The organism is Beggiatoa alba B18LD, from assembly GCF_000245015.1.
Taxonomy (GTDB): domain Bacteria; phylum Pseudomonadota; class Gammaproteobacteria; order Beggiatoales; family Beggiatoaceae; genus Beggiatoa; species Beggiatoa alba.
In genome coordinates this window covers 859,206-875,506 of sequence record NZ_JH600070.1, presented here as the reverse complement: position 1 = coordinate 875,506, position 16,301 = coordinate 859,206, and the positions used below count along the sequence as shown (strand labels likewise).

Annotated in this window: 9 protein-coding genes; 7 read left to right on the top strand and 2 right to left on the bottom strand. The window is 41.7% G+C overall.

Annotation, left to right across the window (positions count from 1 at the left end; translation table 11 throughout):
- Positions 1-122: 122 nt before the first annotated feature.
- Positions 123-1,268 carry an OpgC family protein gene (locus tag BEGALDRAFT_RS03510; RefSeq protein WP_002683703.1) on the top strand — a complete coding sequence of 382 codons (1,146 nt, stop codon included), beginning with the start codon at positions 123-125 and terminating at the stop codon, positions 1,266-1,268.
- A gap of 117 nt (positions 1,269-1,385) precedes the next feature.
- On the top strand, positions 1,386-3,992 hold the full coding sequence (gene alaS / locus BEGALDRAFT_RS03505) for an alanine--tRNA ligase (RefSeq protein WP_002683702.1): 2,607 nt from the start codon (positions 1,386-1,388) through the stop codon (positions 3,990-3,992).
- 352 nt (positions 3,993-4,344) lie between these two features.
- Here alaS and BEGALDRAFT_RS17815 read toward each other — a convergent pair whose 3' ends face one another.
- Both BEGALDRAFT_RS17815 and BEGALDRAFT_RS03495 read right to left on the bottom strand, forming a co-directional pair.
- Entirely contained in the window at positions 4,345-8,532 is a 4,188-nt protein-coding gene (locus tag BEGALDRAFT_RS17815) for a glycosyltransferase (RefSeq protein ID WP_002683701.1), read from the bottom strand.
- Positions 8,533-8,846: 314 nt separating this feature from the next.
- Positions 8,847-10,031, bottom strand: coding sequence for a tyrosine-type recombinase/integrase (locus BEGALDRAFT_RS03495; protein WP_002683700.1), 1,185 nt, complete (start codon positions 10,029-10,031; stop codon positions 8,847-8,849).
- Between the two features lie 165 nt (positions 10,032-10,196).
- Here BEGALDRAFT_RS03495 and BEGALDRAFT_RS17810 point away from each other — a divergent pair, with 165 nt between their 5' ends.
- Genes BEGALDRAFT_RS17810 through BEGALDRAFT_RS03470 form a run of 5 tightly spaced genes read left to right on the top strand, consistent with a single transcriptional unit; the run spans position 10,197 to position 16,169 of the window.
- Positions 10,197-11,939 (top strand): sulfotransferase family protein, encoded by a 1,743-nt coding sequence (locus BEGALDRAFT_RS17810; RefSeq protein ID WP_002683699.1) that lies wholly within the window; start codon positions 10,197-10,199, stop codon positions 11,937-11,939.
- Positions 11,939-12,631, top strand: coding sequence for a sulfotransferase family 2 domain-containing protein (locus tag BEGALDRAFT_RS03485; protein ID WP_002683694.1), 693 nt, complete (start codon positions 11,939-11,941; stop codon positions 12,629-12,631). Before BEGALDRAFT_RS17810 ends, BEGALDRAFT_RS03485 begins: the two co-directional genes overlap by 1 nt.
- Before the next feature lie 26 nt (positions 12,632-12,657).
- Positions 12,658-14,091 (top strand): UbiA family prenyltransferase, encoded by a 1,434-nt coding sequence (locus BEGALDRAFT_RS03480; RefSeq protein ID WP_002683691.1) that lies wholly within the window; start codon positions 12,658-12,660, stop codon positions 14,089-14,091.
- 14 nt (positions 14,092-14,105) lie between these two features.
- Positions 14,106-15,425 carry an FAD-binding oxidoreductase gene (locus BEGALDRAFT_RS03475; protein ID WP_002683688.1) on the top strand — a complete coding sequence of 440 codons (1,320 nt, stop codon included), beginning with the start codon at positions 14,106-14,108 and terminating at the stop codon, positions 15,423-15,425.
- Between the two features lie 6 nt (positions 15,426-15,431).
- Positions 15,432-16,169, top strand: a complete 738-nt coding sequence (locus BEGALDRAFT_RS03470) for an SDR family oxidoreductase (protein ID WP_002683687.1) — start codon at positions 15,432-15,434, stop codon at positions 16,167-16,169.
- Positions 16,170-16,301: the final 132 nt, after the last annotated feature.

The window sequence follows — 16,301 nt, the reverse complement described above, 5'->3', positions numbered from 1 at the left end:
TCTCCGTTCTATATTATTTTTAAACAGTATTGCAAAAAAATAGGGTTTTTAGCCAGATTTATAAAAAAAGCGATTACGGTACAATACTGGCTCTTTGTTCCCCGCTAGAAAGTTTAAAATTTATGTCTTCCACTGCATCATTTCCCCAAATTTCCCACACAAACTCACGAGAAGTACAACTAGATTTCTTCCGTGGTTTAGCACTTTGTATTATTTTTATTGCGCATATTCCTGATAATTGGTTAGCAAACTACACCTATGGGCGTTTTGGTTTTAGCGACTCTGCGGAACTGTTTATTTTTGTCTCTGGTTATACGGCAGCCCGCGCATTTGGGCGAACATTTACCCAACTGGGTTTTTGGGTGGGCACAATACGTGTTTTGCACCGCTGTTGGCAGTTATACATCGCCCATCTTGCCCTGTTTTTCTTACTCGCTGCCATTTGTGCAGCGGGCAATAAATTACACTACATTGATTATATTGGACGTTTAAATTTATATTTTTTCTTTGAACGGACACCAGAAGCAATTGTCGGCTTATTTTCTTTAAGCTACGTTCCTAATTACTTTGATATTTTACCCATGTATATTGTGATTTTAGCGTGTGTTCCATTAATGATGTTATTAGCACGCTTACATTTAATATTAGTCCCTGTAATGTGTTTAAGTATTTATTTAGGGATGTGGTGGTTTAACTGGGCATTACCCGCAGAAATTGATAGCGATAGACCTTGGTTTTTTAACCCATTTGGCTGGCAATTATTATTTTTTACAGGATTTTTACTAGGTGCAGGCTGGATGCAAGCACCGCGTTCAAGTCATGTTTTAGCCTTAATCTGCCTCTTATTTATTCTATTAAGCATTCCTTTAAGTAATTTTCCTATTTACTCTCAATCTATTTGGCTCAACAACTTGCGTTTAAATATAGACCCCTTAGTCATTAAAACAAATTTTGGTATTTTGCGCTGGATACACTTTTTAGCCTTAGCAGGATTAACTCAATATTTATTACTGTATTGGCAATCATTTTTTCACACTCGTTTTGCTCAATACACGGCAAAAATTGGACAACAAGGATTAGCCTTATTTCTATGCAGTATGATTTTGTCCTATGTTGCAGGCATGATAATGGATTACACAGGACGGCATATATTAGATACCATATTGATTAATATGTTTGGTTTGTACTGCTTATGGATATTGGCTTATATGATAGGCTGGTTTAAAACAGTGCCTTGGAAAAATAAAACGGTGATGTGTTTAAATTAACCTGATAAAGAAAGACTAGGCTATTAGCGACCTTAAGAAATCCCCAAACTTTTGAACATCACCCATTAATTAAGGTAATATGACGACTTTACCCAACAGACTAAGATTTGAATAACCATGATTAGTGTCATCGAACTACGCCAAAAATTTCTAAATTATTTTGCCTCTAAAGGACACACCATTGTTTCTAGTAGCCCTTTAGTGCCCGGTAATGACCCCACTTTATTATTTACAAACGCGGGCATGGTGCAGTTTAAAGATACGTTCTTAGGCTTAGAAAAACGTGATTATAAAAGAGCGGTTACTTGTCAACGTTGCGTCCGCGCAGGAGGCAAGCATAACGATTTAGAAAATGTCGGTTATACCGCTCGGCATCATACGTTTTTTGAAATGTTGGGCAATTTCAGTTTTGGCGACTATTTTAAGCGGGAAGCAATTCAATTCGCTTGGGAATTTTTAACCAAAGAATTAGGCTTACCGCCTGAAAAATTGTGGGTGACGGTTTATGAAGAGGATAGGGAAGCGGAAGACATTTGGTTAAAAGAAATGAAAATCGACCCAACGCGATTTTCTCGTTGTGGCAAACATTCCAACTTTTGGATGATGGGCGATACAGGTCCGTGTGGTCCTTGTAGCGAAATTTTCTACGACCACGGCGAAGGCATTTTCGGAGGCCCTCCTGGTAGTCCTGATGAAGATGGCGACCGTTATATCGAAATTTGGAACTTGGTGTTTATGCAGTTTAACCGCGACACTAATGGTACTTTAACCCCTTTACCGCATCCCTCTGTTGATACTGGCATGGGCTTGGAACGCTTGGCAGCAGTTCTGCAACATGTTCATTCTAATTATGAAATTGATTTATTCCAAGCCTTATTAAAAGCAGTTGGCGAAATTACTAACCGTAGCGACTACAGCAATAGCTCGTTGCGTGTGATTGCCGACCATATTCGCGCTTGTGCCTTTTTAATTGTTGATGGGGTTATTCCTTCTAACGAAGGGCGGGGCTATGTGTTACGGCGGATTATTCGCCGTGCTGTGCGTCATGGTTATAAATTGGGATTACATGAGCCCTTTTTCTATCGCCTAGTCGCTGCTTTAGATAAAGAAATGGGTGCAGCTTATCCCGAATTACGTCAAGCAACGGATTTAGTCAGCCGTTTATTAAAACAAGAAGAAGAACGTTTTGCCGAAACCTTAAGTCATGGCATGGTTTTGCTGAATGAAGCCATGCAACACTTGAAAGGTAGCACGGTCATTGCGGGTGAGGTGGTTTTTAAACTTTATGATACTTATGGCTTTCCGACCGATTTAACAGCGGACATTGCCCGCGAGCATCAGTTAAGTATTGATGCGGAAGGCTTTGAGCGATGTATGAATGAGCAACGCACCCGCGCCCGTGAAGCCGGACATTTTAAAGTGGATTTGTCCAATGTTGCTTTAACCGCTGATTGTCAAAGCACGTTTACAGGTTATGAAGCTGTTGCGGGAGAAGGCACGATTACCGCGCTATTTCTCGATGGGCATGAAGTTGAACAGCTCAACGCAGGGCAAACAGGACAAATTATTTTAGACCAAACGCCGTTTTATGCTGAATCAGGTGGGCAAGCGGGTGATAAAGGTCAATTAAGCAATGTGAATGCCTTATTTACCGTGAGCGATACGCAAAAAATCGGACATGCTAATGCTCACATTGGTAAATTGACACAAGGTACGCTCCGTAAAGGCGATAAATTACAAGCACAAATTGATGTCGTCGCTCGCCAAGCAACAGCGCGTCATCATTCTGCAACCCATTTATTACACGCAGCTTTGCGTCAAGTGTTAGGCGAGCATGTGAAGCAAAAAGGCTCATCGGTTGATGCAGAACGTTTGCGTTTTGACTTTTCGCATTATGAAGCCATTACTCCCGAACAATTAGCCCAGATTGAACGCATTGTTAATGAAAAAATACTGAATAACAGCGTTGTACAAACAAAAGTCATGAATTTAGACGATGCGGTTAAAAGTGGTGCGATGGCGTTATTTGGCGAGAAGTATGAGGATGACGTGCGCGTGCTGTCTATGGCGGATAATTTCTCCGTAGAACTGTGTGGCGGGACACATGTGCAACGGGTGGGCGATATTGGTTTATTTAAAATTCTGTCAGAATCAGGCGTTGCGGCAGGTGTGCGACGGATTGAAGCGATTGCAGGCACGCAGACACTGGCATGGGTTAGCGAGACTGAACAACATTTAAATCATGTTTTAAGCACGTTAAAAACCAGCCGTGATGGATTAGATAACCGCTTACAGCAATTACTCGAGCAAATTCGTAACAGCGAAAAAGAGTTGTCACGTTTACAAAGTAAACTTGCGAGCAGTCAAGGCGATGATTTAGCAGGAAAAGCCATTGATATTAATGGCGTTCACGTTTTAGCGCAACGTTTAGATAATGTTGATGTGAAGCAGTTACGCGAGACTTTAGACCAGCTTAAAAATAAATTAGCTTCAGCGGTTATCGTGTTAGCTGCTGTAAAAGAGGATAAAGTATCTTTAGTTGCGGGGGTGACTGCGGATGTGATGGGCAAGGTCAAAGCAGGCGATTTAGTCAATCATGTTGCGCAACAAGTTGGCGGAAAAGGGGGCGGTCGTCCTGATATGGCGCAAGCGGGTGGCAGTGACCCTAAACCCTTACCCCAAGCCTTAAGCAGTGTCGCTGAGTGGGTGAAAGAACGATTGTAATTTAAATTAACTAACTGTCTTTATTAAAAAGACTTTGCAACCTAATTAAGGGGGTAAGGTCTTTTTTTGTCTGAATCAGAATTCACAGAATTAGCAGGATTAAAAAGCGTGATTCACCTGACTTTTTGGTTGGTTTGAGGATTTTAAATCCTGCTAATCCTGCTAATCCTGAAAATCCTGATTCAGACAATGTTTTAATTCTGCCAGTCCTTCAAACCTTTTCGCGTGTTCCGACAAACCTGCTAAGTTTTGAAAACATAGCAACTCTTTGTTTTTTATAAAATTCCCCAAGCTCAAGTTGATTAACTCTGTCAGTCCTTCAAGGGCTGGCAGAGCTTTTCATACGCTTAAATTAATTCTGCTTTTGCCAAACAGCGAAATATTCCAGTTGGTTTTCATCGCCTGTGTGGGTGTACACAGGGATAGCTTGTATATCCAGAATTTCCAAGGTTTGGCGTAAACAATGTTCAAAACTCAGGCTATCCCAAACTTGCACGTTTTCACGTCGACGACGCACATGCGCAAGATGTTCTGCTAGCTCTTCCTCGCGCCGTGTATTGTTAAAGACATCCGCATGAATATGTTTGAAAAAGTCTAAATATTGTGTATCTGTCACTGCGCACACATTCTCTTGATATGCCTGTAATAAGTGGCTAAATGGGGTTAACTCTCTGTTTTTATCAGAGCCATACCGTTTATCAGGCACAGCTAGCACCGCGTAACCACCTGTTTTTAAAACGCGGAAAATTCCCCGTAAGGCTTTAATCGGGTTTGCGGTATCTTCTAAAACTCCCGCACAAATCACGAAATCAAACGATTGACGCGGGAACATGCCTAAGCCGTCTTTATCTAAATCTAAAACATAATCAACCGTGACCAACTCAGCGGGGTTTAACTCAGAGAATATTTGTTGCGCTTGTTCTCGACTAATCGCATCGGCATACACTAATTCACACGTATCAGGCAATAAGGCGGGTAAGTGTAATGCGCCAATCTCTAAGCCTTGCCCATGCAGTAACTGATAACCCGCGTTACGGTGAATAAGGCTTGCTATCGGTAGCCGTTGTGGCGGTTTATGCCCTTTATATTGTGTGAGCGTGTTTAAGCTCTCTAACTCGGCTGTTAATAGCGCGTCTAATGTTGGTGGCGGGGGCAGAATAAATAAGTCTTCGCTAGGTTGTGGCGTTGCTACTGTTGTTGCTACAGGATTGTCGCTAGTTTCTGTTATTAATACGCTTTGTTTAACATAGGATTTATCACGGCTATGTAAAATTGTTGGTAAGAGTCCCGACACGCGCGGCGGCCATGCAAGGGCAAAATCTTCTGTCACTACCGTTAAATTAGGATTATAAGCGGGGTCATTGGGTGGCTCACCTAAATAACTATAAGCCCAGCGTTGTTTCATATAATCCATTTCGCTTTGGAAACGTTGGATTTTTTCAGGGGTGTCTTCTTTTCCTCGGCTAATCGATTCGTGGTGATACAATTCTGCGTAGGGTGTCCACACATTCCACAAGCCTAATTTTTCGCGCACCCGCAAGCAGAAATCCACATCATTAAAGGCAATACGTAGATTTTTTGCGTCTAAACCGCCAACAGCGAAATAGACTTCTTTGCGCATAATCATGCACGCGCCTGTTACGGCAGAAAAGTTTTGTTGTAAAACGGCTCGCCCAAAATAACCCGCGTCATTTTTCGGGAAATATTTATGCGAATGTCCTGCAACCCCACCCAGCGCGACGATAACCCCGCCATGTTGTAAGGTATTGTTAGGATACCATAAACGCGCACCAACAATGCCGACCTCAGGACGGAGTGCGTGCCCGACCATTTCGCCCAACCAATCGGGAGAAATTACTTCTAAATCATTATTTAATAGCCCAATTAATGAACCATTGGCATATTCTGCGGCTAAATTGTTAATTGCGGAATAATTAAACGGTTTAGGATAACGAATAATCCGCGCTTTGCCACTGTCCGCAAGGGCTTGTAAATAATCTAGGGTGTCCGCGTCGTTGCTGTTGTTATCGACGATAATGATTTCATAAGCAGGATAAGCGGTTTTTTCTAAAATGCTATCAATGCAGACTTTTAGCACATTTAAGCCGTTGAAGGTCGGAATTAATAAGCTCACCAAGGGTAATTTTTCAGGTAAGCCATATTTAACCCGATTCGCGCCTTTTAATTCAGGGGCATCGATAACAGTTGCGTTAATCCCTTGTCCGTCTAAATAGGCTTGGATGGCTTTTTGTGCGGCAATTTGTGCATAGGGTTTTTCATCACTGCTAACGGCGGTACTGCCTGCAATCGCTCGCCAATGGTATAACACATGCGGAATATGGCGAATTTGTTCCGTTTTGAGTAATGGCAGTAAACGCAGGACTAAGTCGTAATCTTGCGCACCATCGTAGCCTGTGCGTAATCCGCCAACTTGTTGAATTAGGCTCGCACGATAGACGGCTAAGTGATTGACGAAGTTGTAGCAAAGAAATAAATCAGGATTCCAATCGGGTTTAAAATGCACGTCGTAGCGGTCATTTTCTTCATTAATTTTATCCTCGTCGGAATACCAGAGCATTGCCTCGGGATTTTCTAAAATATCCTTTGCGACCCAAAATAAGGCATGTTTGGCTAATTGGTCATCGTGGTCGATAAAGCCAATAAATTCACCCGTCGCAAGGGCTAACGCGCTGTTGCTGGCGGCGGCAATGTGTCCGTTTTTTTCCCGATAAACAACTTTGATTCGTGCATCTTTTGCGGCATATTCTGCCAAAATTTCCCGCACATGGGATTTTGGCGAAGCATCATCAGCAATACATAATTCCCAATGCGGATAAATTTGTTGAATGACGGATTCTATCGCCTCCCGTAAAAACGCTTCAGGCGTGTTATAAGTCGGCATAATGATGGAAATTAACGGCGGATTAATCCACTGTGCAACAAATTGTTTCGCTTGCTCTTCCAGTGTTGGGGTTAATTCATCATAAGTGGAAAACCAACGCGCATAATCTCTTGGATTGTGCACGGTTTCTTGAAAATTTAAGCCTGCTTGCTGGGTTTGAAACCGTGACCGCCAGTCGGCTATCTCAGTTAAAACTCGTTGAATACTGTCTTTTGCCGTTAAGCCTTGTTTTTTCAGCATTAAAGCTAAAATTGCTTGGGTTGCAGTGTTGCCAATTTTCCACGTTAATGACTCAAAAGTGGCTTGAATATTAACGCCGAGTGAATTAACCCAATGATTTAACCGTTCGACATGATGGGCTTGACGACGGGTATTTGCAGTTAATTCGCCAATGGTTTGGTCTTGTTGTTTATAACGATTTTGTAGGGCATTGTAATCGGCTTGTAGCGCGTCAAACTGCTGTTTAACCTGCATTAATTGGCTTTGGTAGTTATCATGCAAGTGATGAATTTTTTCGGCTAACTGATTTAATTCAAGATGATGTTGTTCTTTGAGGGAATCATACTGATAGTGTGCGGTTTGTTGTTGCGCTTGTAACCGTTGAATAAACTCAACTTGCTGTTGAATATATTGTTCTTTTTCCGCTAAATGTTGCTTTAATTGTGGTAAAACCATTGCTTGTTGTTGTGCAACTTGTTTTAACTGATTTAATTCTTGCGTTAATGCCTGCACGCTGTCTTGACTGTCTTGTAAACTGGCGACATGTTTGGCAATGGTTTTTTGCTGTTCTAATGCGTGTTCTTCGGCAATTGCTTGCTGATTTTCATAACGTTGTAACGCTTCAACCGCACCTTGTGACAAACTTGGCACAGATTTCACAAAAATTGAATTGTCTTCAAACCATTGAATTAATTGCCATTGACAATAATTGACATAACCGCGTTGTAGCGTGCTATCGCCTTGTTGACGATACAATTGCGGGTCGATAAAGGCTAAGATTTCGCGCTCGGCGGGTAAATGCAAGCCATGAATGCCTAAAGCAGTTAATTGTTCGTATAAATGCAAGGTGCTAGCGATAGGCTCACGCATTAATTGTTCATAAGAAATAATAATGCGCGGATGTCCTTGTGTCGCTTGCAGGGCGTGCAAAGTATATTTTTCCCATAGTGCTAACCCTGCGGGAATGCTGATGCCGTCGCGTTTGTGTAATGATTGCGCGACTTGGATAGGACTGCGATGGACGAAGAGAAAGACAGGAACTTCTAATAAAGGCAACCACACAGGCAAGGTAATAGATAAACGCGGGTCTTTAATCATCCAAGGGCGATAACCATCTAAACCGCTGATAATATCCTGCACGTCGGGTTTAAACCGTGTTATCAATTCGGGGGTAATTTGCTCGGCGGAAAATGTACTGATTCTATCCCACGCCAAGCCCATCGCTTGCATTATTTCTTCATTAGTATGTACGACATCCCAACGTTCCCAATAACCTTTGGGATTATCTTCTGTGGCGGTTAAAGCCGCTTTAGTTGGTGAACTGCCCCGCTCTGGCGCGAAATACGCCCCCATCATATTGAGCAACCGCGCAACGCTAGACGTTCCCGCGCGGTGCATTCCTAAAACAATCAGTTGCACGAGTAATAACTCCCTAAATCGATAACAATAAAATACCGTGCATTGTACGGGAAAGCAGTTAGTGTGGGTATGCTAACCTGAGTTCTGCGAGTTTCTGTTAAAAAGACAAGCGTTTGTCTGAATCTTGTCTGGTGAATCCTTTTCGCGTGTTCCGACAGACCTGCTAGGTTTTGAAAACCTAGCAGGTCTTTTTTTGTCTGAACCAGAATTCACAGAATTTTCAGAATTAGCAGAATTAAAAACAATTAAAAACAATTAAAAACATAATTTTTTATTCTTTTAATTTTCTTGTCTTTTTAATTCTGAAAATTCTGTTAATTCTGAAAATCCTGATTCAGACAATGTTTTAAAATCGTTTGGGTGATTCGTTCCATCGGGGCGCGTAAACGTTCTACATCATGGACGATATAGCCCGCAGTCACATCTTGGCTTTGTTTATGATTTAACAAGCGTTTTACTGCATAACTAGAGATTTCTAGGCTTTCCGCAAGTGTCGCAAAAGTACGGCGTAAATCGTGGCAAGTGAAATTAATACCTGACTTTTCTGTAATTAATTTTAATTGTTGGCGTAATTCAATGAATGGCTTTTGTGTCGCAGGATTGGGAAAAACCCAAATACTGTTTGTGAGTTGTTGGCGACGTTGTAACAGACTGTAGAGATATTCGCTTAATGGCAGGGTATGCGGTTGTGCGTTTTTTGTTTCTGTAATCGTCATGGTTTTTTCTTGTAAATCAATGGATGACCATTGCAGTGTTGCAGCTTCTTGTTTGCGTAGCCCTGTGAGGAGTAAAAGCTGAAAATAGTCGCGTAATGTTGTGTTTTCTAACTGTTCGACGGCTTGCCACCATGCAATGAGCTGATGATTTTTAATAAATCGTTGGCGACGCGGAATGACTTTCCATTGACGTTTATCATGCAACACATTAACAGGATTCACATTCATTAACTCCTCATGGCTGGCAATGGCAAAGTTGAAGAGTGTTCGCAATAATCTAAAACTTAAATTAGCGTAAGCGTCGCCATGTGCTTGGCAAATATGTTGATAATGTTCTGCAATGTTTGTGCGGTTAATCTCGGTAATTTGTTTGTGATGCCATGTTGCAAAGACCCGTTCGAAACACTTTTGATATAAATAACACGTTTTAGGCTTTAAAGTCCGTGTATTCATAAAGTCTTTAAAAACCGCGTGTAAAGTGATTGTTTTGCGCCGTTCTAAGGCTTTTTGTTGGTTGGGATTAATGCCAACCGCAATGTCAGCCAGTAATTTTTTAGCAATCACCCGTGCTTGTTCCGCCGTAAAAACGGTTTGTTTTCCGATAGTGACTCGACAGGCTTTACCGCAAATACTGTTTTCGACAATATAGGTTTTTGAGCCTTTGGTGACTCGTAGCCCAAAGCCTTTTAATTCTGTGTCGCGGTAAAAAACTTGTCCTGTTTCGGGATAAGGTAATTTTTCAACACTGGTTTTTGTGAGTTTTAGCGCGTTATTGGCGGACATAGCAGATAAATAGATAGCGTGTAACGGAAGTAATAAGCCTAGATTATAGGCATTTGTATCAAGTCTATAAAATGTTTAGCGTCTATCACATCCTTTTCATTTGGTCAGTAGATGACTTTCAGTCATAATTGACAACAATTTTTACTGTTCAGGCTGTCACTGCTTATGCACTACTGTTTCACCTTTGTTTGTCAACAAGGCGAGCTAGAAATCAAGGCATTACTGCTTGCCATTTCCTTAAAAACCTTTCTCCGCTGTAATTATGAACTGGTTGCTACAGTGCCAACGCCTGCGACAGATTGGGGTACGCCTCAACCGTCAACACTGGAATTATTAAAAAGTCTAGGCGTGCGTGTTGTTCCCATCACAAATTGGGTCGATACGCAATACCCCATTGGCAATAAAATCGCTTGTTTAGGCATAGAAACCAGTGCGGAAAAAATCTTTTTTCTCGATAGTGATATTTTATGTTATCAAGAATTTACACCCGCTTATGATTGGTTGCGTCCTGTTTTACATGCAAAACCCGTCGATTTAGGTGCGTTTACGACAGAACCTAAATTTTGGACATCTGTTTATGAACTATTTAACTTACCTGTACCAGCGCGTTATGTTTTTAGTAGCGTCAGTCAAGAATTGCTACACCCTTATTTTAATGCGGGTTTTTTAGGCATTCCGAACCAATCCCAATTTGCGCAAACATGGGCGGATAGTTGTCGGCGGATTTTACAAAGTGGCATTATTGCAGAACGTCCCCGCTGGTTAGACCAGTTAGCCCTACCTGTGACATTGGCAAGATTGGGTATGGATTTCAGTTGTTTAGATGAACGCTTTAATTATCCCGCACATTTAAAGCCGTTTCATCCGCAAGCGGTTTTATGTCATTATCACAAACCCAGCGTTTTACGGCGTGAACCTGCATTAAATCAGGTTGTTAATCGGCTTGTGCGGGCATATCCTGCTTTACAGCAACAAATGGCAAACTTGCCTGAATGGGACATTTTAAGTAAGCCTTATCAGGTTGAGAAAAAAACGCATTGGTTTAGCCGTTCACCACCATTACAACCCAGTGCGCAACAAGCCCGCCCAGAAGCCTTTATTACAGGGCTTCCACGTAGTGGCACGAGTTATTTATGTCGCTTACTGCATAAAGTAGAAAATTGTGTGGTGATTAATGAACCGACACAAATTTTTCAACCTTTACAGCAACCTTTCCCGCCTTATCAAATTGCTTTGTATTATCAAGAAGTACGGCGCGATATTTTGAACGGGCAAGCGATAGAAAATAAAATCAAAGATGGGGAAGTGATTGAAGATACAGCTATCATTGATACACGCGAAACTTATTTGCCTAGCGTGTATCGTCCTGATTTTGTCCTGTTTACTAAAAATACACTGGCGTATTTAGCCCGTATGCAACAATTGCGAACCGTGATGCCACACGCGCCTATTATCGTTTGCGTGCGTCATCCTATTGATACCATTGCTTCGTGGAAAGGTACATTTAACCATTTAAAACAAGCCAGTGTAGAAACTTTTCCTGTGGGACATTATCAAGATAGTGCATTAGCAGGGTGGCAACGGCAACGCTTGCAACGAATTGCAGACACAGTGGATGTTGCTTTAAAACGGGTTTTGCTTTGGTGTTATTTAGCAGAAACGATTTTAAGCGTACAAACGGATGTGCATTTAGTCCGTTATGAGCAGTTAGTCTTAAATCCCGTGGATAGCCTAAGAACGATTTTTCAGAAAATCCCACAAGCCCCTACGTTACATTTACCCGCGAGTATTCAACCCTCTGAAATTCGCCATAAACGTACAACCTTAGACGCGCATGATTTGCAATTGATTGATGATTTATGTAGCGAATACCTGCACGCATTCGGTTATAACAAAGGGGGCAATTAATGCTGATTTCCGTGCACATCCCTAAAACCGCAGGCACAAGTTTAGGCAATGCGTTAACCCAAACAGTTGGCGATAAACTCTTGTTAGATTATGCCGATAAGCCCTTATCCGATGATTGGCAACATCGCTATATGCGTCTGCGTCGTCGCTTACAACTGCGTTTTCAACCCCAAACGGTTTTAAATACTTATCAAGCGGTACATGGACATTTTATTGCGGATAAATATGCTTTTTTAGGTGAAACTGCGCAATTTTGTACCTTTTTTCGTGAACCTATCGCCCGTTTAGTTTCGCATTATTGGCATTGGCAACGTCATCCCGATTTGCAAAATAGCATGTGTCGACAGTTGATAAGTCAACAGCTTTCTATTACCGCTTTTGCCAATTTGCCCAAGCAACGTCAATTTTATGCCCTGTTCTGTGGCAAGATTCCATTAAATCAATTTCATTTTGTGGGTTTAACAGAAGCTTATGCCGACAGTATCGCGCTTTTTAACAAACTGTTTAATCTGAATTTACCCGTTTTAATGGAAAATGAAGGGCAAGGACAGGATTATGCGCAATGGCTAAAAGAGCAAGGGGCTTATATTGACATTCAGGCAATTCAACAAGAAAATCAACGCCATTATTCCACCGCGTGCCGTCGTTTTGAACAACTTTGCACGCTCCATTTCAACCGTCAAGAATACTGAACGGTCAGCCTTTTTCTAATTAACACATGACTGTAAATACTACTTTAATCCCACTTTGTGTCGACCTTGACGATACACTGATTAAAACCGATATGCTGTATGAAGGGTTTATTAAGCTGTTAAAGAAAAAACCTTTCTTATTACTTCTATTGCCTTTTTGGCTATTCAAGGGTAAAGCCTATTTAAAAACCAAATTAAATGAACATGTTGACTTTGATGTCACTTGTTTACCGTATCATGAAGAATTCATCGAGTATTTAAAAAATGAACGGCAAACAGGTAGGCAACTGTTATTAGTCACTGCCTCACATGAATCCATCGCGCAAAAAATTGCTGACCATTTAGGCATTTTTAATGCGGTGCTGGCGACGAATGCGACCCGTAATTTAAAAGGCATGGCAAAAGCGCAATTTTTACATGACTATTTTGCAGGACAACCCTTTGCCTACGCGGGCGATAGTCGCGCCGATTTAGCTGTTTGGCAACATGCGCAAGCAGGCGTGCTAGTCAATACATCCCGCAGTGTGACGCAACAAGCCAAGCAATTAACGCAAATTATCGCTGAATTTCCCCGCAAAACACGCTGGGTTAAAGCGATTCCTGCCGCGTTACGGATGCATCAATGGGTGAAAAATACTTTAATTTTCATTCCATTGTTAGCGTCGCAACAAATTTTAAACTTACCACTGTTAGAAAATGCCATTTTCGCATTTTTTGCCTTTAGCTTTGCCGCTTCCAGTGCTTATATTCTCAATGATTTATTAGACTTAGAGGCTGACCGCCATCATCACCGTAAACGCAAACGTCCCTTTGCATCGGGCGCAATCCCGATACAAATTGGTTTATTGCTATTTCCTGCTTGCTTACTCGTTAGTTTATTACTGTCGCTCGCGTTACCGCCGAAGTTTTGGGCCGTATTGGGGATTTATTACGTTTTAACCCTTGCTTACTCGTTTGTCTTAAAAAGCATGGTTTTAATCGATGTTTTTTGTCTTGCTACGCTCTACACCTTACGGGTGATTGCAGGCTCTGCCGCGATGACAGACTCTGTGGTTTCACACTGGTTACTGGCATTTTCTCTATTTATTTTCCTCTGTTTAGCGGTGGTAAAACGTCATTCCGAAATGTTGGTATTACGGCGGAATAATCAAACCAGTGCGAAAGGGCGGGGCTATGTGGCGGATGATTTAGAAATTTTAGCCTCGATAGGCGTATCAAGTGGCTTTATCTCCGTGTTAGTCTTGGCGTTATATGTTCACAACATCCGTGATATGTACAGCTCACCCGATTTATTATGGTTTGTTTGCGTGATTTTATTGTATTGGATTAGCCGCGTTTGGCTGATTTCGCACCGTGGCGGTATGCACGATGACCCGATAGTTTTCGCCCTGCGTGACCGTGTCAGCCATATTGTTGCGCTGATGATTTTTATCATTGTTTTACTAGCAAAATTTCTCTAACCGAACACATCACAATGACAACTTATCAATCATGGGGACGCTATCCCAGCACAGAACAAACCATTTTCCCTGTGCAATGGGCAAGCGATAACATTCCAGTGCTTGCACGTAAACCTGTACTTGCCTATGGCAAAGGGCGCAGTTATGGCGATGTGTGCTTGAATGACAAAGGCATTTTATTAGACACCCGTTATTTAAATCACTTTATCCAGTTTGACCGCACAACGGGCATATTACGTTGTGAATCAGGCGTTTCTTTACAAGAAATTTTACAATTTATCGTACCAATGGGCTGGTTTTTACCCGTCACACCAGGAACGCAATTTGTCACGCTAGGCGGGGCAATCGCAAACGATGTGCATGGTAAAAATCACCATATTGCGGGGACTTTTGGCTGTCATGTGCGACAATTTGAATTATTACGCTCTGATGGACAACGCTTATTATGTTCTAAAACTAATAATTCCGACTGGTTTGGCGCGACAATTGGCGGTTTAGGCTTAACAGGTTTAATCACGTGGGCAGAAATTCAACTCATTCCAATGAATAACCCCTTTATTCAAATGGAAAGTATTAAATTTCATAGTATTGAGGAGTTTCTTGCCTTATCCAAAGCTTCAGAAAAAGATTATATTTATACCGTTGCATGGTTAGACTGTTTACAAGAAAAACGCAGTCGGGGGCTATTTATGCAAGGCAATCACGCCCCACCCTTATTTGACCAAGAACCCGCCCCGAAAAAACTGTCGAAATGGCTTTCTGTCCCGTTAGACATGCCTAATTTTGTTTTAAATCATGCCAGCGTTAAAGCCTTTAATTTCCTGTATTTTAACAAGCAAGTGCCCGAAGTGACTCGTGGTGTTAGCCATTATTTACCCTTCTTTTACCCCTTAGACAGCGTACAACGTTGGAATCGGATTTATGGCAAACGGGGATTTTTCCAATATCAATGCGTGGTTTCAGAAAATGACCCGCATGTAATTAAAAGTATTTTGGCAGAAATTGCTAAAAGTGGGGAAGGCTCGTTCCTCTCCGTGATTAAAATCTTTGGCAAAATTCCGTCCGCTGGCTTACTCTCGTTTCCCCGCGCAGGTATCACGCTTGCCTTAGATTTTGCCAATAAAGGCGATGCGACACATAAACTATTTGCGCGTTTAGATGCCATTGTGCGCGAAGATGGGGGACGTTTATACCCTGCAAAAGATGCCCGTATGGCTGGCAGTGATTTCAAGCATTTCTATCCTGAATGGGAAAGATTTCAAACTTTTATAGACCCTCATTTTTCCTCTAGTTTCTGGCGTAGAGTCACCCAACGACCAGCGAAAAACGGATAATATTTTATGAAACGTATTTTAATTCTTGGCGCAACATCGATGATTGCGCAATCGCTCGCCAAACGCTTCGCACAACGTGGGGAGCATTTATTTTTAGTCGGACGTGATGCGCAAAAATTGCAGGTAATTCAAGCAGATTTAAAAACCCGTGGTGCGTCTAGCAGTGATTTTTTAGCCGTCGATTTAAGTGATATAACGCAACATAAAACGGTGTTAAGCACCGCAGAAAAAGCGTTACAACAAATTGATATTGTCGTGATTGCTTATGGAACATTAGGCGACCAACAAGCCGCAGAACAAGATTTTAAAGTAGCAGAAAAAGAGTTCATCACGAATTTCTTAAGCGTTGCCTCTTTACTAACTGACTTAGGCAATTATTTTGAAAAACGTAAACAAGGCAGTATCGTTGTTATTTCCTCCATTGCAGGCGATAGAGGGCGACAAAGCAATTATGTGTATGGGTCTGCAAAAGGAGCATTAAGTCTGTTTTTACAAGGTTTACGCAATCGCTTATTTAAATCAGGCGTGCAAGTCCTCACCGTTAAACCGGGTTTTGTCGATACACCAATGACCGCCTCAATTAAAAAGAACTTCTTATTCGCAAGCCCTGATAAAGTGGCACAAGATATTGATAACGCGATTACAAAAGGAAAAAAAGTGCTTTATACGCCTTGGTTCTGGCAAGGGATTATGTTGATTATTAAATCAATTCCCGAAGCAATTTTTGTCAAAATGAAATTGTGATTTGTGCGCGTTGGATAAAATAACTCGAGTTCTGCAAGATTTATAAAATAAAACAGAGACCTGCTAGGTTTTAAAAACCTAGCAGGTCTGTCGGAACACGCGAAAAGGGTTGAAGGACTGGCAGAGATTACT

Bases quoted from the DNA above. Each gene is read 5' to 3' on its own strand.
- BEGALDRAFT_RS03510 (WP_002683703.1), top strand. From the start codon at position 123: ATGTCTTCCACTGCATCATTTCCCCAAATTTCCCACACAAACTCACGA.
- alaS (WP_002683702.1), top strand. From the start codon at position 1,386: ATGATTAGTGTCATCGAACTACGCCAAAAATTTCTAAATTATTTTGCC.
- BEGALDRAFT_RS03495 (WP_002683700.1), bottom strand. From the start codon at position 10,031: ATGTCCGCCAATAACGCGCTAAAACTCACAAAAACCAGTGTTGAAAAA.
- BEGALDRAFT_RS17810 (WP_002683699.1), top strand. From the start codon at position 10,197: ATGCACTACTGTTTCACCTTTGTTTGTCAACAAGGCGAGCTAGAAATC.
- BEGALDRAFT_RS03485 (WP_002683694.1), top strand. From the start codon at position 11,939: ATGCTGATTTCCGTGCACATCCCTAAAACCGCAGGCACAAGTTTAGGC.
- BEGALDRAFT_RS03480 (WP_002683691.1), top strand. From the start codon at position 12,658: ATGACTGTAAATACTACTTTAATCCCACTTTGTGTCGACCTTGACGAT.
- BEGALDRAFT_RS03475 (WP_002683688.1), top strand. From the start codon at position 14,106: ATGACAACTTATCAATCATGGGGACGCTATCCCAGCACAGAACAAACC.
- BEGALDRAFT_RS03470 (WP_002683687.1), top strand. From the start codon at position 15,432: ATGAAACGTATTTTAATTCTTGGCGCAACATCGATGATTGCGCAATCG.